General features: G+C 73.8%; 22 protein-coding genes. 14 read left to right on the plus strand and 8 right to left on the minus strand.

All coding sequences use genetic code 11. From position 1 onward, the window contains the following. Window positions 1–43 precede the first annotated feature (43 nt). The 8 genes from AB0C21_RS36170 (at window position 44) to AB0C21_RS36205 (ending at window position 9,804) form a co-directional block, all read left to right on the plus strand. Window positions 44–1,627, plus strand: a complete 1,584-nt coding sequence (locus AB0C21_RS36170) for an ABC transporter substrate-binding protein (protein WP_500210425.1) — start codon at window positions 44–46, stop codon at window positions 1,625–1,627. Beyond that, entirely contained in the window at window positions 1,624–2,718 is a 1,095-nt protein-coding gene (locus AB0C21_RS36175; RefSeq protein WP_500210426.1) for an ABC transporter permease, read from the plus strand. The genes AB0C21_RS36170 and AB0C21_RS36175 overlap by 4 nt, the downstream gene beginning before the upstream one ends. After that, window positions 2,715–3,560 carry an ABC transporter permease gene (locus tag AB0C21_RS36180; RefSeq protein WP_149264096.1) on the plus strand — a complete coding sequence of 282 codons (846 nt, stop codon included), beginning with the start codon at window positions 2,715–2,717 and terminating at the stop codon, window positions 3,558–3,560. The genes AB0C21_RS36175 and AB0C21_RS36180 overlap by 4 nt, the downstream gene beginning before the upstream one ends. Continuing rightward, window positions 3,557–4,369 carry an ABC transporter ATP-binding protein gene (locus AB0C21_RS36185; protein WP_500210428.1) on the plus strand — a complete coding sequence of 271 codons (813 nt, stop codon included), beginning with the start codon at window positions 3,557–3,559 and terminating at the stop codon, window positions 4,367–4,369. Before AB0C21_RS36180 ends, AB0C21_RS36185 begins: the two co-directional genes overlap by 4 nt. Next, complete coding sequence (locus AB0C21_RS36190; RefSeq protein ID WP_149264095.1) at window positions 4,366–5,313, plus strand: oligopeptide/dipeptide ABC transporter ATP-binding protein; 948 nt, start codon at window positions 4,366–4,368, stop codon at window positions 5,311–5,313. Before AB0C21_RS36185 ends, AB0C21_RS36190 begins: the two co-directional genes overlap by 4 nt. Further along, window positions 5,310–6,299: a M24 family metallopeptidase gene (locus tag AB0C21_RS36195; protein ID WP_500210430.1), complete on the plus strand. Its 990-nt coding sequence runs from the start codon at window positions 5,310–5,312 to the stop codon at window positions 6,297–6,299. Before AB0C21_RS36190 ends, AB0C21_RS36195 begins: the two co-directional genes overlap by 4 nt. 139 nt (window positions 6,300–6,438) lie before the next feature. Beyond that, window positions 6,439–8,613, plus strand: a complete 2,175-nt coding sequence (locus AB0C21_RS36200; protein ID WP_500210432.1) for an MMPL family transporter — start codon at window positions 6,439–6,441, stop codon at window positions 8,611–8,613. A gap of 162 nt (window positions 8,614–8,775) precedes the next feature. Continuing rightward, window positions 8,776–9,804, plus strand: a complete 1,029-nt coding sequence (locus AB0C21_RS36205; protein ID WP_500210433.1) for an Lrp/AsnC family transcriptional regulator — start codon at window positions 8,776–8,778, stop codon at window positions 9,802–9,804. Here AB0C21_RS36205 and AB0C21_RS36210 read toward each other — a convergent pair. The 7 genes from AB0C21_RS36210 to AB0C21_RS36240 form a co-directional block, all read right to left on the minus strand. Further along, window positions 9,737–10,906, minus strand: a complete 1,170-nt coding sequence (locus tag AB0C21_RS36210) for a carboxylesterase family protein (RefSeq protein ID WP_500210435.1) — start codon at window positions 10,904–10,906, stop codon at window positions 9,737–9,739. The two genes, AB0C21_RS36205 and AB0C21_RS36210, sit on opposite strands and share 68 nt — an antisense overlap. After that, entirely contained in the window at window positions 10,906–11,784 is an 879-nt protein-coding gene (locus AB0C21_RS36215; protein WP_500210437.1) for a VOC family protein, read from the minus strand. The genes AB0C21_RS36210 and AB0C21_RS36215 overlap by 1 nt, the downstream gene beginning before the upstream one ends. A 143-nt stretch (window positions 11,785–11,927) precedes the next feature. Beyond that, on the minus strand, window positions 11,928–12,767 hold the full coding sequence (locus AB0C21_RS36220; protein WP_500210439.1) for an SDR family NAD(P)-dependent oxidoreductase: 840 nt from the start codon (window positions 12,765–12,767) through the stop codon (window positions 11,928–11,930). Between the two features lie 8 nt (window positions 12,768–12,775). Further along, window positions 12,776–14,329, minus strand: a complete 1,554-nt coding sequence (locus tag AB0C21_RS36225) for a class I adenylate-forming enzyme family protein (protein WP_500210440.1) — start codon at window positions 14,327–14,329, stop codon at window positions 12,776–12,778. Window positions 14,330–14,332: 3 nt separating this feature from the next. After that, the gene (locus AB0C21_RS36230; RefSeq protein WP_500210442.1) at window positions 14,333–15,559 is read right to left on the minus strand and encodes a thiolase family protein; all 1,227 of its coding nucleotides are present in this window, start codon (window positions 15,557–15,559) and stop codon (window positions 14,333–14,335) included. 25 nt (window positions 15,560–15,584) lie between these two features. Continuing rightward, on the minus strand, window positions 15,585–16,070 hold the full coding sequence (locus AB0C21_RS36235; RefSeq protein ID WP_500210443.1) for a hemerythrin domain-containing protein: 486 nt from the start codon (window positions 16,068–16,070) through the stop codon (window positions 15,585–15,587). Between the two features lie 115 nt (window positions 16,071–16,185). After that, window positions 16,186–17,082 (minus strand): alpha/beta hydrolase, encoded by an 897-nt coding sequence (locus tag AB0C21_RS36240; protein ID WP_500210445.1) that lies wholly within the window; start codon window positions 17,080–17,082, stop codon window positions 16,186–16,188. Between the two features lie 97 nt (window positions 17,083–17,179). Between AB0C21_RS36240 and AB0C21_RS36245 the strand changes: the two genes are divergently transcribed. Both AB0C21_RS36245 and AB0C21_RS36250 read left to right on the plus strand, forming a co-directional pair. Then, window positions 17,180–18,214 carry a PucR family transcriptional regulator gene (locus AB0C21_RS36245; protein ID WP_500210446.1) on the plus strand — a complete coding sequence of 345 codons (1,035 nt, stop codon included), beginning with the start codon at window positions 17,180–17,182 and terminating at the stop codon, window positions 18,212–18,214. A 72-nt stretch (window positions 18,215–18,286) separates the two neighbouring features. Continuing rightward, window positions 18,287–19,348, plus strand: a complete 1,062-nt coding sequence (locus tag AB0C21_RS36250; RefSeq protein WP_500210447.1) for an SDR family oxidoreductase — start codon at window positions 18,287–18,289, stop codon at window positions 19,346–19,348. Between the two features lie 3 nt (window positions 19,349–19,351). On the opposite strand, the gene AB0C21_RS36255 is transcribed toward AB0C21_RS36250, so the two are convergent. Next, window positions 19,352–20,113, minus strand: a complete 762-nt coding sequence (locus tag AB0C21_RS36255; RefSeq protein ID WP_500210449.1) for an IclR family transcriptional regulator — start codon at window positions 20,111–20,113, stop codon at window positions 19,352–19,354. 107 nt (window positions 20,114–20,220) lie between these two features. On the opposite strand from AB0C21_RS36255, the gene hutH reads away from it, so the two are divergent. The 4 genes from hutH to AB0C21_RS36275 are packed head-to-tail and all read left to right on the plus strand — an operon-like array spanning window position 20,221 to window position 26,006. Then, window positions 20,221–21,765, plus strand: coding sequence for a histidine ammonia-lyase (gene hutH / locus AB0C21_RS36260; RefSeq protein ID WP_500210451.1), 1,545 nt, complete (start codon window positions 20,221–20,223; stop codon window positions 21,763–21,765). Window positions 21,766–21,776: 11 nt separating this feature from the next. Continuing rightward, a complete protein-coding gene (gene hutU / locus AB0C21_RS36265; RefSeq protein WP_500210452.1) occupies window positions 21,777–23,432 on the plus strand; it encodes a urocanate hydratase in 1,656 nt (551 codons plus the stop codon). 14 nt (window positions 23,433–23,446) lie between these two features. Continuing rightward, complete coding sequence (locus AB0C21_RS36270; protein ID WP_200842379.1) at window positions 23,447–24,646, plus strand: allantoate amidohydrolase; 1,200 nt, start codon at window positions 23,447–23,449, stop codon at window positions 24,644–24,646. A gap of 10 nt (window positions 24,647–24,656) precedes the next feature. Then, window positions 24,657–26,006 carry a formimidoylglutamate deiminase gene (locus AB0C21_RS36275; protein WP_500210453.1) on the plus strand — a complete coding sequence of 450 codons (1,350 nt, stop codon included), beginning with the start codon at window positions 24,657–24,659 and terminating at the stop codon, window positions 26,004–26,006. Window positions 26,007–26,091: the final 85 nt, after the last annotated feature.

The raw sequence follows: 26,091 nt of genomic DNA on the forward strand, positions 1-26,091 counted from the left end.
TCCAGACGCAGAGAACTGACCTGACGGACCCCCGGAGGCCGCGATGCCGATCACGAGTGGAACCACACGGCGGGCGGCGTTGTCCGTCCTCGTGGCCGCAGCACTCAGCCTGACCGCCTGCTCGGGCGGGGACGAGGCGTCCTCGTCCGGGGGCGGCAAGGCCCTGGTCATCGACACCTCGTTCAACCTCAAGACCGTGGACCCGGGCCGGATGTACGAGCAGACCGGCCTGCTCATCGACCGGGCCCTCTACGACACCCTGCTGAGCTTCAAGGGCTCCGACGTCAGCAAGCCGGTGCCGGCGCTGGCGGAGTCGTACGAGCTGTCCAAGGACGGCAAGAAGCTCACCCTCAAGCTGCGCCAGGACGCCGTCTTCTCCGACGGCAGCCCCGTCACCGCCGACGACGTGGTGTTCTCGCTCGACCGGGTCCGCGACCTCAAGGGCAACCCGTCGTTCCTGCTCGATGGCGTGAAGGTCGAGAAGACCGACGACAAGACCATCACCCTGGTGTCGGCCAAGCCCAACCCGTCGCTGCCGTTCATCCTGCCGAACCCGGCGCTCGGCATCGTCAACTCCAAGGTCGTCAAGGCCAACGGCGGCGCCGCCGGCCCCGACGACAAGGCGGAGAAGTACCTGAACGGCCAGTCGGCCGGATCCGGCCCGTACATGCTGGAGTCCTTCAACGCGGCCACGCAGGTCGTGCTCAAGGCCAACCCCAAGTACTGGGGCGCCACCAAGCCCGTCTACAAGCGGGTCGTGGTGCGCAACGTCCAGTCGCAGACCCAGAAGCTGAACGTGCAGCGCGGGGACAGCCAGATCGCGGTGGACCTGACGGCCGACCAGGCCCAGGGCATCGGCGGCGGCAACCAGATCGTCAAGGGCGCGTCCGCCAACGTGTTCTTCCTGCTGACCAACCGGAACCCGGCCGTCAGCAAGACCACGTCCAACCCCCGGTTCGCCGAGGCCGTCAGCAAGGGCGTCGACTACGCCGGGCTGCTGGAACTCGCCGGCGAGGGCTCGGTGCAGGCGGCCGGCATCGTGCCGTCCATGATCAACGGCTCGCTGCCGGCGGAGCAGGCGCCCAAGCGCGACGTCGCCGGCGCCAAGGCGGCGCTCGCCGCCGGCGGGATCACGAACCCCCGGGTCAAGCTGGAGTACCCCAGCGACTTCACGCTCAACGGCCTGTCCTTCCAGCCGCTGGCCGAGCGCGTCCAGGCCAACCTGAAGGAGGTCGGCATCACCGTCGACCTCGCCCCCGCGCCGATCGCGACCGCGCTGGAGAGCTACCGCGACGGCAAGGAGGAGATGGGCCTGTGGTGGTGGAGCCCGGACTACCCGGACGCCAGCAACTACCTCGCCTTCCTGCCCGGCGGCCTGATCGGCGAGCGCGCGGGCTGGAAGAAGGGCGCGGACAAGGCCCTGGAGGACGCGGGAGCCAAGGCCGCGACCACCATCGGCGATGACCGGTTCGCCCAGTACCACCAGATCCAGACCGAGCTCAACGCGCGCGGCCCGATCGTGCCGCTGATGCAGCCGAGCCAGCGCCTGGTCACCGCCGGATCGCTGACCGGCCTGGCGGTCAACCCCGTGTGGACCTTCGAGATCGCGGCGCTCGGCAGCAAATGAAGTCCCCACACCCGTCGGACGAGCGGACGCTCAAGGGCCGCCGGCCACCCGGCGCCCGGTGGTGGTCGCGGCATCCGCTGATGCGGTTCCTGACCCGGCGGCTGGCGGTCTCCGTACTGCTGGCCGTCGGGGTCACCCTCGTCACCTTCATCCTGACCAACATGGTGCCCGGTGACCCGGCCACCGCGAACCTGGGCCAGCAGGCGCTCGGCAACCCGGCGATCGTCCAGCAGTTCCGGGAGCAGCACGGCCTCGACAAGCCGCTGCCCGTCCAGTACGCGACCTACATGGGCAACCTGGTCCGCGGGGACCTGGGCGAGTCGCAGCAGAGCCACCGGCCGGTCGCCGACGACCTGCGGGAGTTCGTGCCCGCGACGTTCGAGCTGGCCGGCACGGCGCTGCTGGTGTCGCTGCTGGTCGGCGTGGCGTTCGGCGTGATCGCGGCGCTGCGCCGGGACCGGTTCGTGGACCAGTTCCTGCGGGTGACCAGCCTGGCCGGCGTCTCGGTGCCGACGTTCTGGCTGGCGCTGCTGGCCTTCTACCTCTTCTTCTACAAGTTCGGGCTGGCGCCGGGCTCCGGCAGGCTCTCCCCGGCCATGGCGCCTCCGCCGCACACCACCGGCCTCTACACGGTGGACGCGGCGCTCGCCGGCCAGTGGGACGTCTTCGCCAGCGCCGTCGGCCATCTCGTGCTGCCCGCGCTCGTGCTCGCCACGTACACGATCGGCCTGCTCACCAGGTTCACGCGGTCGGCCGTCCTGGAGGTGCTCGGCCAGGACTACGTGCGGGCCGCCAGGGCCAAGGGCCTGCCCGGCCGCGCCGTCCTCTTCCGGTACACGCTGCGCGCCGCGCTGGTACCGGTCATCACGGTGGCGGGGCTGGCCTTCGGCAGCCTGCTGTCCGGCACCGTGCTGGTCGAGGCGATCTACGCCTGGCCGGGCGTCGGCGAGTACGCGTACAAGAGCGCCACCACGCTCGACCTGCCCGCGGTGATGGGCGTCGGGCTCGTGGTGGGCGTGATCTACGTGGTGGTCAACCTGGTGGTGGACATGCTGTACGGCGTCATCGACCCAAGAGTGAGGCACACGTGAGCCGCAGGGTGCCGGAGGCATGGCGCAAGCCGCTCGCCGTCGTCGGCCTCGCCATCGCGGCGGCATGGCTGGTCGTGGTGCTCGCCGCGCCGCTGCTCGCGCCGCACGACCCGCTGAGCCAGGCGTTCCCGCGGCTCCAGGCGCCGAGCGGGGCGCACTGGTTCGGCACGGACGAACTCGGCCGCGACGTCCTCAGCCGGGTGCTGTACGGCGCGCGCCTGTCCATCCCGCTCACCATGCTGCTGGTCGTGATGTCCGTCGTCATCGGCGGGCTGCTGGGGGCCTGCGCGGGCTACTTCGGCCGCTGGCTGGACGAGACGATCATGCGGGTGGCGGACCTGGTGTTCGCGTTCCCGACCGTCATCCTCGCGATGGCCGTGGCAGCCTCGCTCGGCGCCAGCCTCCGCAACGCGGTGCTCGCCGTGCTCGTCGTCTCCTGGCCCGCCTACGCCCGGGTCACCCGCGGCCTGGTGCTCGGCATCCGGTCCCGCGAGTTCGTGATCAGCGGGCGGCTCCTCGGGTTCTCCGCGTGGCGCTCGCTGCGCACCGACGTGCTCCCGAACGTGACCGGCCCGGTCCTGGTGCTGGCCACCCTCGACATCGGCACCCAGCTCCTGCTGCTGTCGGGACTGTCGTTCCTGGGCCTCGGCGCCAAGCCGCCCACCGCCGAATGGGGCTCCATGGTGGCGTCGGCCACGCACGTGTTCGACAAGTGGTGGGTCGGCGTGTTCCCCGGCCTGGCCATCCTGACGGTGGTGCTGGCCTTCAACTTCCTCGGTGACACGATGCGCGACGCGCTCGACCCGCGGACCGCACGGGCGATCAAGGAGCGGGCGCTGTGACCGTGCCGAACACCGGGCCGGAAAGCGGGCCGGACACCGTGCTGAACATCGAGCGGCTCACCGTCGAGCTGGGCGGACGGCAGATCATCCAGGGGATCGACCTGGCGCTGGAACCGGGCCGGATCCACGGGCTGGCGGGCGAGAGCGGCTCCGGCAAGACCATGACCGGGCTGGGCGTCATGGGGCTGCTCCCGCACGGCGCGCGTACCGGCGGGCGGATCCTCTTCGGCGGGACCGATCTGCTGACCCTCCCGCCCAAGAGGATGAACGCGCTGCGCGGCAGCGAGATCGGCATGGTCTTCCAGGACCAGTCGACGAGCCTGCACCCCATGCTCTCGGTCGGCCGCCAGCTCACCGACCACATGCGCCACCACCTGGACCTGGACAAGGCCGAGGCGCGCCGCCGCGCGGCCGAACTGCTGGCCAGGGTGCGCATCCCGGATCCCGGCGGCGCGCTCCGGAGATACCCCCACCAGTTCTCCGGCGGGATGCGGCAGCGCATCGCGATCGCGATCGCGCTGGCCTGCGACCCGAAGGTCCTGATCGCGGACGAGCCGACCACCGCGCTCGACGTGACCGTCCAGGCCGGCGTGCTGCGCCTGCTGCGCGGCCTGTGCGACGAGCTCGGGCTCGCCGTCCTGCTGGTCACCCACGACCTCGGCGTCATGTCCGCGGTGGCCGACACGATCAGCGTGATGCGGGCGGGCCTCCTGGTCGAGACCGGCCCGCGCGCGCAGGTCATGTGCGAGCCCGCCGACCAGTACACCCGAACGCTGCTGGACGCGCTGCCGGAGCGGAGCACCTCATGAAACTGCTGGACGGCGCCGAGCCGGCGCCCGCCACACCGCTGCTGTCCGTCGAGAACCTGGTGGTCGACCACCGCAGCCCGGACCGGCCCCCGGTGCGGGCGGTGGCGGGTGTCGACCTGTCCGTCGCGCCCGGAGAGGTCGTCGGCCTGGTGGGCGAGTCGGGCTGCGGAAAGTCGACGCTGGCCCGCGCCATCTGCGGCATCATCCGCCCGTCCGGCGGCTCCATCGGGTTCGAGGGCCGCCCGGTCACGCCGCTCGGCCTGCGCCGCCGCGATCCCGCGCTGACCAGGATCCAGATGGTGTTCCAGGACCCGTTCGCCTCGCTGAACCCGCGCCGCCGGATCGGCGGCCAGATCGCCGACGGCCGGCGCGGCGGCCCGGACCCGGGCGAGCTGCTGGAGCGGGTCGGGCTGTCGGCCGACATGGCCGGCCGCTACCCGCACGAGTTCTCCGGCGGGCAGCGGCAGCGCATCGCCATCGCCCGCGCGCTGGCCGCCCAGCCGTCCCTGCTGATCGGCGACGAGCCGATCTCCGCGCTGGACGCCTCCGCCCAGGCGCAGGTCGCGGGGCTGATGCGGTCGCTGACCGTGGAGTCGGGAGCGGGCCTGCTGTTCATCAGCCACGACCTGTCGGTCGTCCGGATGATCGCGGACCGGATCGCGGTCATGTACCTGGGCAGGATCGTCGAGATCGGCCGCACCGCCGAGGTCTGGGCCGACCCGCGCCACCCCTACACCCGGGCCCTGCTCGCCGCGGTCCCCGCGCCGGACGGGGCGGGCACGCTGCCCGCCGAGCTGCCCGGGGACGTGCCGGACCCGGCGGCGCCGCCGTCCGGCTGCCGGTTCCACCCGCGCTGCCCCCACGCCATGGAGATCTGCTCGCGACGGGAGCCGGTGCAGGAACGCGGGGTCGCCTGCTGGCTCTACGACTCGGCGCCGGAATGAGCGACGACCGGCTGGAGCGGGTGCGGGCCCGCATGGTCGAGCACGGGGTGGACGTCCTCGTCCTGCGCCCCTCCTCGAACCTGCGGTACCTCGCCCGCTCGGTACGGCACGGCTTCCTCGTCATCACGCCGGACGGCCCGCCCGCGCACGTCCCCGATGCCTCGCCCCTCATCCCGGTGGGCTCGCGGGTCGCCGTCGACCCCCAGATGCTCGCGCACGAACTGCTGTCCATCCAGGAGCGGCTCGGCCCGCAGACCCTGTTCGCCTCGGCCGAGCCGCTCCTCGCGGCGCTCCGGATGCGCAAGTCCGGCGCCGAGATCGCGGCGCTGGAACGCGCGGCCGTCGCCGCCGACCGGGCCGTGGCGTCGGCCGCCGAACTGAGCTGGTCCGGCGCCACCGAACGGGAGATGGCGCGGCTGCTGCGGCGGCTGCTGCTGGAGGCCGGCCACGACGAGGTCACGCTCGTCACCGTCGCGGCGGGGGAGCACTCCGCCGACCCCTACCACCGGCCCACCGAACGGACGATCAACCCGGGCGACGCGGTCCTGGTCAACATCGGCGGACGGTACGAGGACTACTGCTCCGACATCGCCCGGATGTTCGTCGTGGCCGAGCCGCCCGAGGACTTCGAGGCCATGTACTCCGTCGTCCTCGCCGTCCACGGCGCCGCCTGCGAGGCGGTGCGCCCCGGTGTCACCGCCGCCGAGATCGACGAGGTCTGCCGCGACGCCATCGCGGCCAGCGGGTACGGGTCGTTCTTCGCCCACCGGACGGGCCACGGGGTCGGCCTCGACCAGTTCGAACCGCCCTACCTGTCGCCGGGGGACCGGACCGTCATCGAGCCCGGCATGACCATGTCCATCCAGCCCGCCATCTACCTTCCGGGACTGTACGGCGCGCGGATCGAGGACGTCGTCGTCTGCACCGACGTCGGAGCCCGCCGCCTGAACCAGAGCCCCCGCCTGCTCATCGTCACCGACCGCTGAACGAGCGCCCCGGGCCGCTCCGCGAAGCCGGCGGCCTGGCGTTTGAGGTTTTCCGCAGGGGACGGGGTGCGGTGCGGGCGGCGGTATCCGGTGGTCCGCCGCATGGGCGGGGGAGCGGCGCGGAAATAGCTTCGTCCGCGTGAAGATCAAGAAGCCGGTGACGGCACGGGTGGCGCGCTGGAGCGCGCGGCGGCCCTGGGCGGCGATCGGGCTCTGGACGCTGTTCGTCGGGCTGTGCCTGGTGCTGGGCGGCACGGCCGGCACCAACAAGATCAGCGACGCGGAGTCCGGCGTCGGGGAGTCGGGACGGGCCGGACGGATCGCGGCGTCCGGGAAGTTCCCCGAGCGGCCCGAGGAGAGCGTCCTCATCACGCGGACCGAGGGCGGCGCGCTCGACGCGAGGACGGCACGGGCGGCGGCCAAGGAGGTCGTCCGGCGGATGAAGCCGCTGCCGGAGGTCGAGTCGGTAGGACGGCCCGTCCGGTCGCCCGACGCCACGGCGGTGCTCGTGCCGGTCACCATGAGGGGCGACACCGAGTCCGCCGACCGCCGGGTGGGGCCGCTGCTGGAGCAGAGCGCGGCGGTGCAGCGGGCACACCCGGGACTGCGCGTGGAGCAGGTCGGCACGGGCTCCACCGCGAAGGGCCTGGGAGAGACGCTCGGCGAGGACTTCAAGCGGGCCGAGTTCATCAGCCTGCCGCTCACCTTGCTGATCATGCTCGTGGTGTTCGGGGCGGTCGTCGCCGCGGGCGTGCCGGTGGCGCTGGCGCTGTCGTCGGTGGCCGCGGCGATGGGGCTGTCCGCGCTGGTCTCGCACCTGCTGCCCGCCACGGGCGCGGTCGGCAACGTGATCCTGCTGATGGGCATGGCGGTCGGCGTCGACTACTCCCTCTTCTACCTCAAGCGCGAGCGCGAGGAGCGGCGCCGGGGCAGGCCGGACGCGATCGAGATCGCGGCGGAGACGTCCGGGCACACGGTCGTGGTGTCGGGCGTGACGGTGATCGTCGCGATGGCGGGGCTGTACCTGGCCGGAGAGGCGACGTTCTCCTCGCTGGCCACCGGGGCGATCATCGTGGTGGCGGTCGCGGTGCTGGCGTCGCTCACGGTGCTGCCCGCGCTGCTGGCACGGCTGGGGCGCTGGGTGGACCGCCCGAAGGTCCCGGTGCTGTGGCGGCTCAGCATGAGGCCGGGGGAGTCGCGGCTGTGGCCCGCCCTGCTGCGTCCGGCGCTCGACCATCCGGCCGTGACGCTCGCGGTCTCCGGTGGGCTGCTCCTGCTGCTCGCGGTCCCCGCCCTGGACATGCGGCTCAAGCAGCCGGGCTCGGACGACCTGTCCCGCGACATCCCCGTCGTGCGGGCGATGGACCGGCTGACGCGCGCGTTCCCGAGCGAGGGGACCGTCCACCAGGTCGCGGTGCGGGCGCCGGCCGACCGCTCTACGGAGGTGGAGGCGGCCCTCACCGGCCTGGCCCGGCGAACGGCCGGGGACCCCCTCTTCGCGCACGACCGCCGTCCCCGGATCAGGACGTCGGCCGACCGGCGGGTCCACGTGGTCGACATCGCGACCCCGCACACGCCCGAGAGCGACGGCGCCCGCCGCTCGCTGGAGAGGCTGCGGGCCTGGGTGCCGCAGGCGGTGGGCGGCGTCCCGGACGCGGAGTACGCCGTGACCGGCAAGGTCGCCGAGGGCGTCGACTTCGCCGGCCACCTGGAACGGCGCCTGCCGCTGGTGGTGGGCTTCGTCCTGCTGCTGACCCTCGTCACGATGGGCGCCATCTTCCGCTCACCCGCGATCGCGCTGTCCACCACGCTGCTCAACCTGCTGTCGGCGGGCGCCGCGTTCGGCGTGCTGGTGGCCGTCTTCCAGCACACCTGGGCGGAGGGACCGCTGGACTTCACCTCCTCCGGCGCCGTCGTCTCGTGGCTGCCGCTGTTCCTGTTCGTGATGCTGTTCGGGCTGTCGATGGACTACCACGTGTTCGTCGTGAGCCGGATCCGGGAGGCCGCCGAACACGGCCTGCCCACCAGGGACGCCGTCCGCGAGGGCATCACCCGCTCGGCGGGCGTGGTCACCAGCGCCGCGATCGTCATGGTCGGCGTCTTCTCGATCTTCGGAACGCTCAGCATGGTCGAGTTCAAGCAGCTCGGCGTCGGCCTCGCCGCGGCCATCCTGATCGACGCCGTGGTCATCCGCGTCTTCGTCCTGCCGTCCCTGATGGCGCTGCTCGGCCCCTGGAACTGGTGGCCCCGCCGCCCGCTCCGGAGCAATTCGCGGCGCCTCCTGGAGGAGAAGACGGAGGGGCCGGTCCCATGACCGTGTCCGCGACGGCGGTCGAGGAGCCGAGCGGCGGGCGCCCGCCCGCCCGGCTCGTCCCCCGCCCGTGCGTCCCGGCCCGAGCCGGTCTCCACGCGGCCGCGATCCGAGCAGGCCGGATCACCGCACGTCGAGGATGTCCCGGACGTCTAGGTTGTGGGAATGGAGACGGTTGCTCTGGACGGGCTGGACCGGGCGATCGTCCATGCGCTGCACGTGGACGGGCGTGCGAGCTTCAGCCGGATCGCGGCCGTGCTGGAGGTGTCGGACCAGACGGTGGCGCGGCGCTACCGCCGGCTGCGCACGACCGGCGCGCTGCGCGTCGTGGGCCGGCCGGTGGCGCAGCGGATGGGCTGGGTGGAGTGGGTGCTGCGCATCCAGGCCCTGCCCGAGGCGGCCAACGCGATCGCGGACGCGCTGGCACGCAGGGACGACACGCTGTGGGTGAGCCTGACCTCGGGCGGCACGCAGATCGTCTGCGTCGTGCAGGCCCGGGACCGGCGGCGGCGCGACGCCCTCCTGCTCGGGCAGCTCCCGCGGACGCCGCAGGTGACCGGGATCAGCGCGCACTGCGTCCTGCGGGTGTTCGCCGGCGGCCCGACCGGATGGCACGGCCGGACCGACGCGCTCACGTCCGCGCAGGTCGCCGCGCTGGCCCCCGACCTGGACGATCGCCATGGCGAGGCCGTCGTCCTGACCGAGGAGGACGAGCAGCTGTTGCGGGTGCTCCTCCAGGACGGGCGGGCGGGGTACACGGACCTGGCCAGAGCGATCGGAGCCTCGGAGATGACCGCCCGGCGCAGGCTGGACCACCTGCGCCGGACCGGAGCGGTCTTCTTCGACGTGGACATCGACCCCCTGCTGCTGGGCTACGACACGGTGGCCATGCTGTGGCTCACCGCCGAGCCGTCCGCGCTGCGGCGGACGGCCGAGGCGCTGGCCGCGCATCCCGAGGCCGCCTTCGTGGCGGCGACCACGGGGCCGACGAACCTGCTGGTGTTCGCCGCCTGCCGCGACGTGTCGGCGCTGTACGACTACCTGGAGGCCGGGATCGGCGCGCTCCCGGGCGTCCGCCAGGTGGAGAGCGCGCCGATCCTCCGCAGCAGCAAGAGGATCGGGGCGGCTATGGGAAGTGATGGACCTCGGATCGACGGCCGTAGCGGTCCCACCCCGGTGACCCGCCGTGGATGAAGGCGGTCCACGCCTCCTGGACGCGGTCGACGAGGCGCCGCAGGTCGGCGGGATCGGCTCCGGCCAGCATCGGCGCGGCGCGCCAGGCGTCCAGGCCGCCGAACACGAACGGCAGCTCGATGCAGTGGCAGGCCCCCAGAGCGCCGGCGGCGGGGGACCAGTCGAACCGGTAGGCGTAGGCGGTGGCCATGGACGCGGCGAGTTCCAGGCTGCCGTGCCGGAACAGCCGATCGGTCTCCGCCTCCGTCGCGCCGGGGAAGAACGCGCGCATCTCGTCGCGGGTCGTCCCGATCAGCATCGGAACCCGCCGTGGCGCTCCCGCCCAGCGGGGGTCGTCGACCAGTTGGAACGGCGGGGTGATCCCGCCCGGTCTCCTGGTGCGCCGGGCGACCTCGCCCTGAGCGGCCAGGATCGACGCGGTGGACGCCGCCATGACGTCGGTTCCCAGCACCTCCAGGAAGAGGTCGCCGATGAACTCCGCCTGCTCGACGCCGTAGGGCGGCACACCGGCGGGCAGGCTCTGCAGGATGACCTGCTGGAACAGGTCGTCGCAGGCCGCGTCGCGCAGCATGGCCAGGGCCGAGAGGGCCCCGGCGGACTGGCCCGCCAGGGTCACCCGGTCCGGGTCGCCGCCGAAGCGGGCGATGTTCCGCCGCACCCAGCGCAGTGCCATGGCCTGGTCGAGCAGACCGAGGTTGGCTTGCCCGCCGGGCAGGCAGAGGTATCCCAAGGCGCCGAGCCGGTAGTTGGCCGTGACCACCACCATGCGGCCGCGCCGTGCGAGCAGCCCGCCGTCGTACCACGCCTCACCGCCCGATCCGCTGGTGAAGCCGCCGCCGTGCAGCCATACCAGGACCGGGAGCCCGTCCCCGCCCGGCGTCCAGACGTTGAGCGACAGGCAGTCCTCGCTCTGCTCCAGTCCGCTGCCCGGACCCATGACGTGCTCCAGCCGGGACGGCGGCTGGGGCGCGGCCGGTCCGGGCCGGCCCGCCGGACCAGGGCCGTCCTGGCCGGCGTCGCCCGGATCCGGTACGGGCCGGGGCGCCGAGAGCCGCCGTGCCGTCCCGTACCGGATCCCGCGGAAGGCACCCCCGGTCGCCATCACCGCACCTGCTGGAACGCGAGCGCCGCTCCCCGCGCCTGGGCCGCGCCGACGAAGAAGCCTCCACCCGGCAGGTCCCGCGCGGCGAAGCCGTTGCGCTCCACCAGCGTGCGCGCGGCGCCGAGGTCGCCGACCGCCACCGTCTGAGCCGCCATGTACGGCAGGGCCGGGACGTCCTCGCCGGGCAGGACCTCGCCGAAGGCGGAGACCGCGACGATCTCCACCTGCCCCAGCGCCAGCCGCAGCACCCGGCGCGGCCCCTCGGCGACCGCGGGCACGTCCAGGATGCGCGCGTAGCGGTCCGCGGTGGCGGCCAGTTCGCCGTCGTCGACCACCAGGAGGACGCTCTCCAGGTGCGTCGCGCCGTTGGCGTGCTCCAGGTACCGGGGCTGGTGGATCAGCTCCGGCGTCAGGTGCCGGGCCGCGTGGACCAGGCCCTCCGGGGTGAGCGACCGCTCCAGGTGGACGGCCTGGAACCGGACGGTGGCGGTGCCGCCGGGGGTCTCCACGTCGCGCTGGAGCGGCAGCACTCCCGAGGAGGACAGGCCCGCCCGGCGCAGACGCTCCTCGGCCGCCTCCGCGTCCACGCAGCCGAACGAGTAGCCGTGCAGGCCCTCGTACTCGGCGATCAGGGGACGGATGTTCCACGGGTCGACGCTTCCGTCGCCGAAGAGGCCGAGCAGTTCGAGGTAGTTCTGTCCGAACAGGGCGCAGCGGTTGCCGGCGCCCATGGGCCTGCGCTCGCCGCCGGGCCGGTCGGAGCCCATGTGCATCGACAGCGGGCTCAGGGTGAAGCCCAGGGCTTCGTAGGCCGCGGCGGTGGCGTCCATGTCGGTGGTGTAGAGGACGGAGTGGTCGATCCGGTCGATGTCGGTCATGTGCCCAGCGTCCGCGCCGCCCCCTCGCCGCCCCAGCCGCCCGCCGGAAACCGAGGATTTCCGACGTCCGCCCCCCTGCCGGTGGGGGAATGCCACGTCGCGCCCACATGCCCGACGGCGAGGGGAGGCGGGGCGGACGCCGGTCAGGCGAAGCCGAGCGCGACTCCTCCGTCCACGACGAGCTCGATCCCGGTGACGTACTTCGACCGGTCGCCGGCGAGGAACAGGGCCGCCTCCGCCACGTCCCACGGCGTGCCCATGTGGCCCATCGGCACCTGGGCGTCCCGCTTCGCCCACATGGCCTCGATGTCGGGGCTGTCGTAGGCGTCGGCGAGCATCGCCGTGGCCACCATCGGCGTCTTCATCAGGCCGGGGAGCACGGCGTTCACCCGGACCCGCCGCCGGGCCCATTCACGCGCGGTCATCCGCGTCAGGTGGTTGAGCCCGGCCTTGCTCGCGTAGTAGCTCGCGTACGGCACGCCGCTCCAGCGGATCCCGGTGACCGAGGAGATGTTGACGATGGAGCCGCCGCCCTGCTCGACCATGTGCGGGATGACGTGCTTCATCGTGAGGAACGCCCCCTTGAGGTTGACCGCGAGGACCCGGTCCCAGTCGGCCTCGTCGAGGTCGGTCACGCCGCCCACGGCTCCGATGCCGACGTTGTTGTCGAGCACGTCCAGGTGCCCGTGCTCGTCGATGACGGCGCCGACGACGGCGCGGACCTGCGCCTCTTCGGTGACGTCGAGCTCGACCGCCTCGGCGGCCCCGCCCTCCTCCCGGATCAGGCGGACGGTCTCGCGCGCCGACGCGAGGTCGATGTCGGCGCAGACCACGGTCGCGCCCTCGCGGGCGAACGTCAGCGCGGTCGCGCGGCCGTTGCCCATCCCCTCGCCGACGCAGCCCGCGCCGACGACCAGCGCGACCTTGGCCGCCAGTTCGTTCCTGCCCGCCGGTTCGTTCCCGGTGGTTCTCGGTTCCGTCATGGTGCTCCTCAGATCCTTGTTCGTGTGCCGGCCCAGAACCCCTCGCGGATCTCCCGCTTGAGGACCTTGCCGTTGCCGCTGCGCGGGAGCCGCTCCATGAAGACGACCTTCTTGGGCGTCCGGACCGGGCCGAGCCGCTCGCGGCACCGGGCGATCAGTTCGGCCTCCCCGACCTCGTGTCCGGCCTTGAGCTCGACCACGGCCGTCACGGCCTCGCCCCAGTCCGGGTCGGGAGAGCCGACCACGGCGCAGTCGCGCACCGCCGGGTGGCTCCAGATCACCTGCTCGACCTCGCTCGGGTGGACGTTGAAGCCGCCCGAGATGATGAGGTCCTTCTTGCGGTCGGTGATGTGGAGGTAGCCCTCGGCGTCGCGGTGCCCGAGGTCGCCGGTGTGCAGCCAGCCGTCGACGATCGTCTCCGCGGTGCGCTCGGGGTCCTTGTAGTAGCCCTTCATCACCAGGTCGCCCCGGACGCAGATCTCGCCCGTCCGGCCTTGCGGCACCTCCGTCCCGTCCTCGTCGAGGATCGCCACCGTGGCCAGCGGGTAGGGGCGGCCGCACGAGCGCAGCCTCTCCTCGGGCGCCACCTCCCCGCCGGCCAGGTGCTCGTCCGGCCGCAGGAACGAGATCGCCGCGATGGCCTCGGTCTGCCCGTAGCCGCCCAGGAAGACGGGACCGAGCCGGTCGATGCCGGCGCGCAGCCTGTCGGTCGACATCGGCGCCGCGCCGTACACCAGGTAGCGCAGGGACGAGGTGTCCGCCGCCCGGTGCTCCAGCGTCTCCAGCAGGCGGTACACCGCCGTCGGCGGGAGGAACAGCTCCGTGACCGCGTGCCGTTCGACGGCGTCGAGGACGGCGTCCGGCGTCGCGCGCGGGACGATGACGACCGTGCCGCCGCGCGCGGTCGTCTGCAGGCTGAAGAGCCCGGCCGTGTGCGTCATCGGGGCGGCGGCGAGGTTGACGGCGGGCGCCCCCGCCGGATAGGTCAGCGCCATCATCTGGTGGGCGACCATCACCGACAGGGAGCGGTGGGTGTTCATCACGCCCTTCGGCTCGCCGGTCGTCCCGCCGGTCGGCGACACGGCGACCACGTCGTCCATGGCGAAGCGGACGGGCGGCGGCGTGTCCGGCCGGCCGGCGGTCCAGGCCTCCAGCGCGACGTCGCCGGTACCGGCCGTGAGAGCCACGTAGAGGCCGACCCCCGTCGAGGCGGACTTCATCGCCGCGACCTGGTCCGCGAGGTCGGGGTGGTAGAAGAGCACCTCCACGTCGAAGCGCCGCAGCAGCGCGATGTTCTCGCTCACCGGAGTGGCGGGGTTCAGGGGCACCCACGCCGCGCCGGCGCGCCACGCCCCGAGGACGCAGATCCACGCGGACGGCGAGTTCGGGGACAGGACGGCGACCTTGGACTCGCGCCGCGCTCCCGCGCCCAGCAGGGCGTGGGCGATCCGGCACGACAGCGCTCCCGCGTCGTCGAAGGTCCACACCTCGTCGTCGGACCGGTAGGCGACCCCCGTCGGGTCGATCGCCCGGCCGCGGTCGAAGAAGTCGATGACGGCCATCTCTCACGCCCTCCCGAGGACGGTCACGCAGGTGACGGCCTCTTCGCCGCGGTGGAAGCCCCCGCCGTTCTCGGCGACGGCGATCCGGGCGCCCTCCACCTGGCGGGGCCCCGCGGTCCCGCGCAGCTGCTCGGTGAGCTCGAAGATCTGCCCGAGCCCGCTCGCCGCGAGGGGGTGGCCCTTGGACTCCAGGCCGCCGGAGGGGTTCACCGGCAGCCGGCCCCCGAGGGCGGTCTCGCCCCGCAGGGCCGCCGGTCCGCCCTCGCCGGGGGGAACCAGACCGAGCATCTCGGTCTGGAGCACCTCGCCGAAGGCCGTGGCGTCGTGGACCTCGGCCACGTCCACGTCGTCCGGGCCGACCCCGGCCTGTTCGTAGGCGCGTGCGGACACCGAGCGGCTCTGGTGGCCCTCGAAGGTGCGCGGGTCCCGATCCGTCCCGGTGCCGATCGCGGTGGCGAGGACCTCGACCCTCTTCGCCGCCCCCAGCCGCCGCAGCCCGGCCTCACCGCACACGACGACCGCCGCGGCCCCGTCGGTGATCGGCGCGCACATCGGGACGGTGAGCGGGTACGCCAGCCTCCGCGCCGCCAGCACGTCCGCCACCGTCATCGGCTCGCGGTGGTGCGCCCGCGGGTTCGCGGCGGCGTGGCCGTGGTTCTTGGCCGCCACCGCCGCGATCTGCTCCTGCGTCGTGCCGTACACGCGCATGTGGTTGCGCGCGACGGCCGCGTAGACGTCCATGAAGACCGAGCGGGGCCCGAGGCCGTCCACGTCGACCCCGCCGCCGAGTTCCTTCAGGGTGCGGGCGAGCGCGGCGGGATCGGACACGTCGTAGGCGCCGTCGAACACCGCCATGGTGCGCGCGGGGTCGTCGACGTTCATCCGTTCGACCCCTACGGCCAGGGCCACGTCCGCGGCTCCCGCCCGGATCCGGTCCACGGCGAGCGCGAACGCGGTGGCGCCGGTGGCGCAGGCGTTCTCGACGTTCACGACGGGGATCCGCTGGACGCCCATCGCGCGCAGGGCGATCTGTCCCGGGACCATGTGCTGCCCTTCCAAGGCGCCCTGGGTGGCGGTACCGAAGAAGGCGGCGTCCAGACCGCCGACGGTGGCGCCGCAGTCCCGCAGCGCGTCGGCGACGGCCCAGCGGGTGAGGTCGCCGACGCTCTTGCCGCGATGCCTGCCGAACGGTGTCATCCCGACACCGGCGATCCAGACGGGAGTTGGCACGGTCGTCCTTTCGACGGGGCGGGGGTCAGTGGACGGGGAGGTTCGTCAGGGAGTTGAGGACCGGGACCAGGTAGTGCTCTTCGCGGTCCAGGTGGGTCAGGAGCTCGACCGACAGCCGCTCCAGCTCGGCGTGGAAGCCGGGGGCGAGCGGAGTCTCGGCGGCCTTGCGGAGATCGGTCAGGAGAGCGGCCATGTGCCGGTGGTCGGACGCGAGGCGGTCCAGCACCTCGGACAGCTCGGGGTGCTCCTGCGACAGGAATGGGAAGATCGCGCCGTCCTCGGTGGTGTGGTGGTCGTGCAGCGCTTCGCAGAACGTCACGCAGTGGCTGCGGAGCCGGTCCGGCAGGGCGAGCGGGCCGGCGGCGCCGCCGTCGGCGGGGAGCCGTGCGGCCTCCTCCCGCAGGGCGGCGATGTCGCGGCGGAGCTCGTCGTGGAGCGCGATCAGATGGTCGCCGAAGGCGGTCAGGCGGGAGTGCTCGGAACCGGCGGCGGTGTGCGCGTGGTCGGACATGGGAGGATTCCTCGTCTTCGTTTTCGGGCAGGCGGAACAGACCCGGCGGCGCGGGCGGCGTGCGCGGGGGCTCAGGCGGTCAGGGCGCGGACCTCAGTCGGCCGGCGCGCGGCGTTCAGTCCGCCAGGGCGCGGCGCAGGGCGGCGGCGAGGGCGGCGATCTGGCGCTGCGACACGTCGGCGGACAAGATCGCCTGCGACCCGTGGAAGGTGCCGGGCCACTGGTGCAGCTCGACCGACACGCCCGCCTGCAGAAGTCGGACGGCGTAGTCGATGCCCTCGTCGCGGACGGGGTCGAACTCCGCGGTGGCGATGTAGGCGGGAGGCAGGCCGGACAGGTCGGTGGCCCGCCCCGGGGCGGCGTACGTGGTGGCGGGCGCGCCCCCCAGGTAGTGCCCCCAAGCCAGGGCGACCTTGTCGCGGTCGTGCCAGGGCGTGTCGGTGAAGGTGCGCTGCGACCAGGTCTCCTGCCGGTCGTCGAGTCCGGGCTCGTTGAGCAGCTGGAAACGGATCGGCGGTCCCTGCTCGTCCCGCGCCCGCAGCGCCACCGCGGCCGCCAGGCACGCTCCGGCGCTGTGCCCGCCGACCGCGATCCGGCCCGGGTCGACGCCGAGGTCGTCTGCGTGCTCGGCCGTCCAGGCCAGCGCGGCGCAGGCGTCGTCGAGCGCGGCCGGGAACCGGTTCTCCGGGGACCGCCGGTAGTCCACCGAGACCACCACCGCCCCCGAGCCGTCGGCGATGCGGGAGGCCCACGGGTGCTCGGTGTCCAGGTCGCCGAAGACGAACCCGCCGCCGTGCAGCCAGACGACGGCGCCCTGGGCCTCGCGCGGGCGGTAGATCCGCACGGGCACGTCCGGGTCCGCGGGCACCGTGCGGTCCTCGATCCGCATGTCCGGGACGTCCGGTGCCGGACGCGCGGCGGCGCGCTCGGCGAAGCTCTTGCGCGCGCCGAGGGGGTCGGTCAGGTCGGTGTCCGGGAGGAAGGGGATGAACGCTTCGAGTTCGGGATCCATGCCGGTCATCCTCACCGCCGCCGCCCGGCCAGGGCATCCGCCATCCGTCGCGCATCCCGCATGGATCGCGCGCCGACCGGCGCTTATCCTCGTGCCCATGGAGGCCTTGGTCGAACGGTTGTCCGGACTGGACCCGCAGGTCGACGGCATGATCCGCGTGGTCATGTTCTACGACACGCTGATGCGCCGGCGGGTCGACCTGCCGGCGCTCGCCCGGGCCTCGGCGGGCCTGGCCGAGTGCGTCGCCGGGATCCGGCTGCACAGCACGGGCCGGGTGATCCGCGTCGCCCCCGACGGCGCGAACGCCTCCGGCCCACCGGCGCCCGCGTCCACCACGGCGCCGGTCGTCCTGGACGATGAGGAGATCGGCACGGTCTGGCTGGAACGCCCCGGACCGCCCGGCCCGCTCGACGAAGCGGTCCTGGACCGGCTCGCCATCGCCGCCGCCGCGGTCTTCGAGAGGTACGGCCCGGAACGCACCACCATGGCCGACCCCGCCCTGGTCGAGCTCGTGATCAGTCCCGACGCCGACGAAGCGGCCAGGGCCCGGGCGCTGCGGCTGCTGGGCTTCGCCGCCGACCTGCCCGTCCGCGTCGCCGCCGTCCGGTCGCCGCTTCCCCTCGACCGGATCGGCACCCTGGTCTGCCCGGGCCGGCCGGTGAAGGCGGCACCGGTCGCCGACGTCGGCGTCATCCTGGCGACCACCCTCGACGCGGCCCGGTTCCCGGCGGGCGTGCGCGCGGGCATCGGCGCCGCGGAACGCCCCGACCACGCCTGGCGCGAGGCCCGTACCGCCCTGCGCTTCACCGGGACTCGCGACCCCGTCGTCCGGTACGAGGATTTGGGCGCGCTGGCCCTCCTCGCGCAGATCCCTTCCGGCGCCGCGCGCGACAACGCCGATGTGGCCGCGATCGCTCGGCTGGCCGGCAACCCGGACGAGCTGAGCACCCTGGACGCCTACTGCGCCACCGGTTCCCTGCGCCAGGCCGCCGACCAGCTCCACCTGCACCACAGCAGCGTCGCCCGCCGGCTCGACCAGCTGGCGAAGACGCTCGGCTTCGACCTCACCGAACCGGCCGGCCTCACCCGCGCCAGGCTCGCCCTCACCATGTGGCGCCTCCTCGACGACTGATCCTCTTCGGCCGGGGAGTCGGTCCAGCGGGCGCGGCTCGACAAAATAGGTAGACCGGTCTAGTTTGTCGCCATGGCGTTCAGCGAGGGCGAGACCGGTGGTGCCTTGGTCTTCGGGGCTACGGGGTTCATCGGGCGGTGGCTGGTGGCGGAACTGCTGGGCCGGCGGCGGACGGTCGCCGCGGCCGTGCGGGGCGGAGCCGACCGCGGTGAGGAGCTGCGTGGATGGCTGCGGGAGCACGGGGTCGACGCGCGGGGGCTCGCGGTCGTGGACGCCGACATCACCCGGCCGGGTCTGGGGCTGGGCGAGGGAGATCGCGAGCGGCTGCGAGGCGTGCGGGACGTCTTCAACGCCGCCGCCCTCTTCCGGTTCGGGTTGGGACGCGAGGAGGCTCGGCGCGCGAACGTCGACGGTGCGGGGAACGTCGTGCGGTGGGCCGCAGGGCTTCCTCGACTGCGGCGGCTCGTCCATGTGTCCGGGTATCGGGTCGCCTCTGCCGGCACGCTCACCTATCCGGCGGCGGCGAAGGAACTGGACGCGCTCTACCGGCGGCTGGGCGCCTACGAGGCGTCGAAGCTCGAAGGGGACGCGGCGGTACGGGCCGCCTCGGAAGCGGAAGGCGTTCCTCTCACCGCGGTGCATCCGGCGACGGTGATCGGGCATTCGGTCACGGGTGAGGCCGGGCAGTACATCGGGCTGGCCGAGCTCGTCCGGGACCTCTGGGCGGGGCGCCTGCCCGCGCTGGCCGGGTCGCGGCGCACGTTCGTCCCCGTGGTCACCGTCGATCACCTGGCGCGCTTCATGGCGGCCGTGCCCGAGTACGACGAGGGGCCGTACCGCGCCCACTGGGTCCTGGACGGCGCCACGCCGAATCTGCACGAGCTGGTCGGGCTCCTGGCGCGGCACCTGGGCGTGCGCCCTCCCCGGATGATGCTGCCGGTCGGGCTGGTGCGGCGGCTGCCGCGCGCGCTCACCGGCGTCGAACCCGAGACGCTCTCCTTCCTGTCCGAGGAGCGGTACGACACGTCCTCGGCCGACGCGCTGGCCAAGGAGGCCGGGCTGAGCCATCCGCCCGTGGAGGACGCGCTGCGCCGCTGGGCCGATCGGCTGGTCGCCGACCGTTTCGGGAACTAGCGGTCAGGTCGGGGGGCGGCCGGTGAGGCGGGTGGTCAGGGCGGCGGCCGTGGCGCGGACGTGGTCCGCCAGGGCGGGCCACGCGGGTTCCGGGTGGTCCTCGCGGCGGAACGTCACCGTGATCGCGGCGGTGGGGTGGCCGGTGTGGTCGAAGGCGCAGGCGGCGATGCTGGCGAAGCCCTCGGTGATGTGGCCGTCCTCGACCGCCCAGCCCCGGCGGGCGTCCTCGGCGAGGATGCGGCGCAGGTCGCGCAGGGACGACGGGCCGCGACCGGTGCGGTCCACGAAGCGGCCGGGGAACAGGGCCCTGACCTGCGCGGGCGGCAGGTAGGCCAGGATCGACCGGCCGCTGGCGGTGAGCTGGGCGGGCATCCGGACGCCCACGTCGGTGACCAGGGTGGCGTGCCGGGGCGGCTGCTCCTTCAGCAGGTAGAGGGTCTCGGCGCCGTGCAGGACGCCGAGCTGCGCGATCTCGCCCACGCGGTCGACCAGGCGGCGCAGCAGGGGGTGTGCCAGGCGCTCCAGGGGCTCGTGGCGCAGGTAGGCGGAGCCGATCTCGAAGGCGGCGACGCCGAGGCCCCAGCGGCGCTCTTCGGGGATGTAGGTGACGAAGCCGTCCTCGGCCATCGCGGTGAGCAGGTGGTAGGCGCTGGAACGCGGCAGGTCGAGGGCGCGGGCGATCGCCGAGGCGGGCAGGGGGCCGGGCGCGCCCGCCAGGAGGCGCAGCACCGCGAGCGCGCGGCGGGCGGCCGGGACCTGGCTCATGCTCCGATTGTCTCGTATACGAGACACAGAGCGCGGTCCGGGGCTGGGGCGGAGGCCCCGGAGGCGCTCCAATGGTGGGTATGGGTTTGGTGGGTAGGGGGTTTGGCATGGGGGACGCAGGCGTCGAGGTCGGGCCGGAACCGCTCGCGTTCGAGCAGGTCGTGGCGGTCGCGCGGGACGGTGCGGAGGTAGCGCTGTCCGACGAGGCCCTCAAGCTGGTCGGTGAGGCGCGGGCCCACATCGAGGAGCTGTCGGCCCGCCCGACGCCGGTCTACGGCGTCTCGACGGGCTTCGGGGCGCTCGCCACCCGGCACATCGCGCCCGAGATGCGGGCGCAGCTCCAGCTGAACATCGTCCGGTCGCACGCGGCGGGGTCGGGGGCCGAGGTCGAGCGGGAGGTCGTCCGGGCGCTGATGCTGCTCAGGCTCCGGACGCTCGCCACGGGACGGACCGGCGTCCAGCCCGTCACCGCCAGGACCCTGGCCGAGCTGCTGAACGCGGGCATCACCCCGCAGGTCTTCGAGTACGGGAGCCTCGGCTGCTCCGGCGACCTCGCGCCGCTCGCCCACGTGGCCCTGGCGCTGATCGGCGAGGGATCGGTCCGGGACGCCCAGGGCGAGCTGAGGCCGGCGGCCGACGCCCTGCGGGACGCGGGGATCACGCCGGTCAAGCTCGGCGCCAAGGAGGGGCTCGCCCTCCTGAACGGCACGGACGGGATGCTCGGCATGCTCGTCCTCGCCATCCACGACCTGCGGAGGCTGCTCACCGCCGCCGACCTCGCCGCCGCGATGAGCGTCGAGGCGCTGCTCGGCACCGACCGCGTCTTCGCCGCCGACCTGCAGAACCTGCGGCCCCACCCCGGCCAGGCCGCGTCGGCCGCGAACCTGCGGGCGCTGCTGGCCGCCTCGGAGATCATGGAGTCGCACCGCGGGCCCGACTGCACCCGCGTGCAGGACGCCTACTCGCTACGCTGCGCCCCGCAGGTGAACGGCGCCGCCCGCGACACCCTCGCGCACGCCGAGCTCGTGGCGGGACGGGAGCTGGCGTCCGCCGTCGACAACCCCGTCGTCCTCCCGGACGGGCGGGTCGAGTCCAACGGCAACTTCCACGGCGCCCCCGTCGCGTACGTGCTGGACTTCCTCGCGGTCCCGGCGGCCGACGTCGCCTCGATGTCGGAGCGCCGCACCGACCGGATGCTCGACAAGGGGCGCTCCGCCGGGCTGCCCGCCTTCCTCGCCGACGACCCGGGCGTCGACTCCGGCCACATGATCGCCCAGTACACGCAGGCCGCGATCGTGTCGGAGCTGAAGCGCCTCGCCGTCCCCGCGAGCGCCGACTCGATCCCGAGCTCGGCCATGCAGGAGGACCACGTCTCGATGGGGTGGAGCGCGGCCCGCAAGCTGCGCCGTGCCGTGGACGGGCTCGCCCAGGTGGTCGGCGTCGAGATCCTCACCGCCGCGCGGGCGCTGGAGCTGCGCACCCCGCTGCGGCCCGGCCCGGCCACCGCCGCCGTGGTCGCCAAGCTGCGCGAGGCCGTCCCGCCGCCCGGCCCGGACCGCTACCTCGCCCCCGAGATCGCCGCCGCGACCGCGCTGGTCCGGGACGGCTCACTGGTCGCCGCCGCCGAGGCCGTCACCGGCCCGCTGTCCTGAAGGAGTCGCACATGTCCGGTCCCCGTCCCGTCCGCGCCCCGCGCGGCACCTCGCTGACCGCCGCCAAGGGCTGGCCGCAGGAGGCCGCCCTGCGCATGATCCAGAACAACCTCGACCCCGAGGTCGCCGAGCACCCCGACGAGCTGGTCGTCTACGGCGGTTCCGGGAAGGCGGCCCGGAACTGGGACGCCTTCGACGGCATCATCCGGTCGCTGTCCGACCTGGAGGGGGACGAGACGCTGCTCGTCCAGTCCGGCAAGCCGGTCGGGATCTTCCGGACGCACGAGTGGGCGCCGCGCGTGCTGATCGCGAACTCCAACCTCGTCCCGCAGTGGGCGACGTGGGAGGAGTTCCGCCGCCTGGAGTCGCTCGGCCTGACGATGTTCGGGCAGATGACCGCCGGGTCGTGGATCTACATCGGGACGCAGGGGATCCTCCAGGGCACCTACGAGACGTTCGCCGCCGTCGCCGAGAAGCGGTTCGGCGGCACCCTCGCCGGGACGATCACGCTCACCGCCGGGCTCGGCGGGATGGGCGGCGCGCAGCCCCTCGCCGTCACGATGAACGGCGGCGTCGCGATCTGCGTCGAGTGCGACCCGTCCCGGATCGAGCGCCGGGTGGCGCACCGGTACTGCGACGTGCAGGCGGGTTCGCTGGACGAGGCGCTCCGGCTCGCGGAGGAGGCCAAGGCCGAGCGCCGGCCGCTGTCGATCGCGGTGCTGGGCAACGCCGCCGACATCGTCCCCGAGCTGCTGCGGCGCGGCGCCCCGATCGACATCGTCACCGACCAGACCAGCGCGCACGACCCGCTGATGTACCTGCCGCGCGGCGTCGCGTTCGAGGACATGGCCGCCGAGCGCGACAAGGACCGGGACGGCTTCATCGCCAAGGCCCGCACCTCGATGGCCGCGCACGTCGAGGCCATGGTCGGCTTCCAGGAGGCGGGCGCCGAGGTGTTCGACTACGGCAACTCCATCCGCGGTGAGGCGCAGCTCGCGGGCTACATGCGCGCGTTCGAGTTCCCCGGGTTCGTGCCCGCCTACATCCGGCCGCTGTTCTGCGAGGGCAAGGGGCCGTTCCGGTGGGCGGCGCTGTCGGGCGACCCGAAGGACATCGCCCGCACCGACAAGGCGATCCTCGACCTGTTCCCCGACAACGAGCCGCTGAGCCGGTGGATCCGGATGGCGGGGGAGAAGGTCCACTTCCAGGGCCTGCCGTCGCGGATCTGCTGGCTCGGCTACGGCGAGCGCGACAAGGCGGGCGAGGTGTTCAACGACCTCGTCGCGCGCGGCGAGATCAGCGCCCCGATCGTGCTCGGCCGAGACCACCTCGACTGCGGCTCGGTCGCCAGCCCGTACCGGGAGACCGAGGGCATGAAGGACGGATCGGACGCGATCGCCGACTGGCCGCTGCTGAACGCCATGCTCAACACCGCCTCCGGCGCGACGTGGGTCTCCATCCACCACGGTGGCGGGGTCGGCATCGGCCGGTCCATCCACGCCGGGCAGGTCTGCGTCGCCGACGGGACGGCCCTCGCCGGGGAGAAGCTCCAGCGCGTCCTGACCAACGACCCCGGCACCGGCGTCATGCGGCACGTCGACGCCGGCTACGAGCGGGCCGCCGAGGTCGCCGACCAGCGCGGGGTGCGCATCCCCATGCGGTCGTGAGCGGCGGTCCCGCCGTGGGCTTCGAGGAGATGTGGGCGGAGCTGCTGCCGGTCGGCCGGGACGCGGCGACCGGCGGCTACCACCGGTTCGCGTGGACGCCGCCCGAGCTGGAGTGCCGCGCCTGGTTCGCGGGCGAGGCGCGCCGCCGCGGCCTCGACCTCGAACACGACCCCAACGGGAACATGGTCGCCTGGTGGTACCCGGAGGACGGGACCCGCGCGGACGCCGTCCTGACCGGGAGCCATCTCGACTCCGTGCCCGGCGGGGGAGCGTTCGACGGGCCGCTCGGCATCGTGTCGGCGTTCGCGGCGGTCGACCTGCTCCGCGAGCGCGGCGTCCGGCCCGCCCGTCCGATCGGCGTCGGGGCGTTCGCCGAGGAGGAGGGCGCCCGGTTCGGGGTGGCGTGCCTCGGCTCCCGGCTGCTGGCCGGCGCGATCGACCCGGACCGGGCGCGCGGCCTCACCGACGCCGACGGGCACACCTTCGCCGAGGTGGTGCACAACGCCGGGCTCGACCCGCACGCGATCGGCCCCGACGAGGACCTCCTCGGGCGGATCGGCTGCTACGTCGAGCTCCACGTCGAGCAGGGCCGTGCGCTGGAGGAGCCGGTCGGCGTCGCGAGCGCGATCGTGCCGCACGGCCGGTGGCGGTTCGGCTTCGCGGGCGAGGGCAACCACGCCGGGACGACCGGGCTGCCCGACCGGCGCGACCCGATGCTGCCGTTCGCGCACATGGTCATCGCCGCGCGGGAGGCCGCCGAGCGCAACGGGACCGTCGCGACGGTCGGGAAGGTCCGGGTGGAGCCGAACGGCGTCAACGCGATCCCGTCGGCCGTCACCGCCTGGCTCGACGCCCGGGGCCCCGCCGACGACGCCGTCCGCCGGACGGTGAAGGAGGTCGACGAGGCCGCGCGGGTCGCGGCGCGCCCGCACCGGGTGAGCGTCGACCTCGCCGAGGAGTCCTACACCGAGATCGTCGACTTCAACCTGGCGCTGCGCGACCGCGTCCGCGCGGTGCTCGGCGGCGTGCCCGTCCTGCCGACCGGCGCCGGGCACGACGCGGGCGTCCTGTCGGCCCGGCTGCCGACCGCGATGCTGTTCGTGCGGAACCCGACCGGGGTGTCGCACGCGCCCGAGGAGTTCGCCGAGCCGGCCGACTGCCTGGCCGGAGTCGAGGCCCTCGCCGCGGTACTGGACGACCTGGCGCGCGGGTAGGGATTCCGATATGCAGTGGCATGCCCAGTTCGCCTGGCTAGGCGACGGCGTCGCGCCCGACGTGCTCATCGAGGCCGACGGCGAGCGGATCACACGCATCACCCCCGGAGTCCCGGCCGCGCCGGGCGCCCAGCGCCTTCCCGGCCTCACCCTGCCGGGCCTCGCCAACGCCCACTCCCACGCGTTCCACCGCGCGCTGCGCTCCCGCATCCAGGCGCACTCCGGGACGTTCTGGACGTGGCGCGAGCAGATGTACCAGGTCGCCGAACGGCTCGACCCCGACTCCTACCGCGCCCTCGCCACGGCGGTCTTCGCCGAGATGGCCCTCGCCGGGATCAGCTGCGTCGGCGAGTTCCACTACCTGCACCACCGGCCGGGCGGCGCGCCCTACGGGGACCCGAACGCGATGGGCGAGGCGCTGATCGCCGCCGCGGCCGACGCGGGCATCCGGATCACCCTGCTCGACACCTGCTACCTGACCGGCGGCATCGGCCGCCCGCTCGCCGGCCCGCAGCTGCGGTTCGGGGACGGCACCGCCGGGAACTGGGTGCGGCGCGTCGACACCCTGTACGAGCAGACCGGCAAGGCGGAGCGGCTCCACGCCCGCGTCGGCGCCGCGATCCACTCGGTGCGGGCCGTGCCGCGCGAGCAGCTGCACGCCGTCGCGTCGTGGGCGCGGGAGCACCGCGCGCCGCTGCACGTCCACCTGTCCGAGCAGCCCGCCGAGAACCGCGACTGCCTGGACGCCTACGGCATGACGCCGACGCGCCTGCTCGCCGAGGCCGGGGCGCTCGGTGCGCTCACCACCGCCGTGCACGCGACCCACCTCGCCGAGGAGGACATCGCCCTGCTCGGGACGACGATGACCGGCGTGTGCATGTGCCCGACCACCGAGCGGGACCTCGCCGACGGCATCGGCCCCGCCCGCGGCCTGGCGGACGCGGGCTCCCCGATCTGCCTCGGCTCCGACCAGCACGCCGTCGTCGACCTGTTCGAGGAGGCCCGCGCGGTCGAGCTGGACGAGCGGCTCCGCACCCGCGCCCGGGGCCACTGGACCGCCGGGGAACTGCTCGCCGCCGCGACGTCCAACGGCCACTACGGGCTCGGCTGGCCCGAGGCGGGACGGCTGGAACCCGGCGCCTACGCCGACCTCGTCACCGTCGCCCTCGACTCGGTCCGCACGGCCGGTTCCGGCCCCGAGCACGCCGCCGAGGCCGCCGTGTTCGCCGCCACCGCCGCCGACGTTCGGCACGTCGTCGTCTCCGGCCGCCAGATCGTCCACGACGGCCGCCACCTGCTGGTCGACGACGTCCCCGCCGCTCTGGACCAGGCGATCACTGCCGTCACGGCCGCCGAATGAGGGCCGATTCCGTCTCTGGAGAGTGACATTTGCTCATCCATTCGGTTAGGCGGCGGTGGCGGCGACCCGTGCGATCATGCCTGAG

Origin of the sequence: Spirillospora sp. NPDC049024 (assembly GCF_040649235.1) — a bacterium.
Classification (GTDB): Bacteria; Actinomycetota; Actinomycetes; order Streptosporangiales; family Streptosporangiaceae; genus Spirillospora.

Excerpts from the sequence above, each read along its gene's own strand:
- AB0C21_RS36170 (WP_500210425.1), top strand. The coding sequence starts at position 44 with ATGCCGATCACGAGTGGAACCACACGGCGGGCGGCGTTGTCCGTCCTC.
- hutU (WP_500210452.1), top strand. The coding sequence starts at position 21,777 with ATGTCCGGTCCCCGTCCCGTCCGCGCCCCGCGCGGCACCTCGCTGACC.
- AB0C21_RS36225 (WP_500210440.1), bottom strand. The coding sequence starts at position 14,329 with ATGGCCGTCATCGACTTCTTCGACCGCGGCCGGGCGATCGACCCGACG.
- AB0C21_RS36250 (WP_500210447.1), top strand. The coding sequence starts at position 18,287 with ATGGCGTTCAGCGAGGGCGAGACCGGTGGTGCCTTGGTCTTCGGGGCT.
- AB0C21_RS36235 (WP_500210443.1), bottom strand. The coding sequence starts at position 16,070 with ATGTCCGACCACGCGCACACCGCCGCCGGTTCCGAGCACTCCCGCCTG.
- AB0C21_RS36245 (WP_500210446.1), top strand. The coding sequence starts at position 17,180 with ATGGAGGCCTTGGTCGAACGGTTGTCCGGACTGGACCCGCAGGTCGAC.
- hutH (WP_500210451.1), top strand. The coding sequence starts at position 20,221 with ATGGGGGACGCAGGCGTCGAGGTCGGGCCGGAACCGCTCGCGTTCGAG.
- AB0C21_RS36175 (WP_500210426.1), top strand. The coding sequence starts at position 1,624 with ATGAAGTCCCCACACCCGTCGGACGAGCGGACGCTCAAGGGCCGCCGG.
- AB0C21_RS36220 (WP_500210439.1), bottom strand. The coding sequence starts at position 12,767 with ATGACGGAACCGAGAACCACCGGGAACGAACCGGCGGGCAGGAACGAA.
- AB0C21_RS36205 (WP_500210433.1), top strand. The coding sequence starts at position 8,776 with ATGGAGACGGTTGCTCTGGACGGGCTGGACCGGGCGATCGTCCATGCG.
- AB0C21_RS36210 (WP_500210435.1), bottom strand. The coding sequence starts at position 10,906 with ATGGCGACCGGGGGTGCCTTCCGCGGGATCCGGTACGGGACGGCACGG.
- AB0C21_RS36195 (WP_500210430.1), top strand. The coding sequence starts at position 5,310 with ATGAGCGACGACCGGCTGGAGCGGGTGCGGGCCCGCATGGTCGAGCAC.
- AB0C21_RS36275 (WP_500210453.1), top strand. The coding sequence starts at position 24,657 with ATGCAGTGGCATGCCCAGTTCGCCTGGCTAGGCGACGGCGTCGCGCCC.
- AB0C21_RS36240 (WP_500210445.1), bottom strand. The coding sequence starts at position 17,082 with ATGGATCCCGAACTCGAAGCGTTCATCCCCTTCCTCCCGGACACCGAC.
- AB0C21_RS36255 (WP_500210449.1), bottom strand. The coding sequence starts at position 20,113 with ATGAGCCAGGTCCCGGCCGCCCGCCGCGCGCTCGCGGTGCTGCGCCTC.
- AB0C21_RS36215 (WP_500210437.1), bottom strand. The coding sequence starts at position 11,784 with ATGACCGACATCGACCGGATCGACCACTCCGTCCTCTACACCACCGAC.
- AB0C21_RS36190 (WP_149264095.1), top strand. The coding sequence starts at position 4,366 with ATGAAACTGCTGGACGGCGCCGAGCCGGCGCCCGCCACACCGCTGCTG.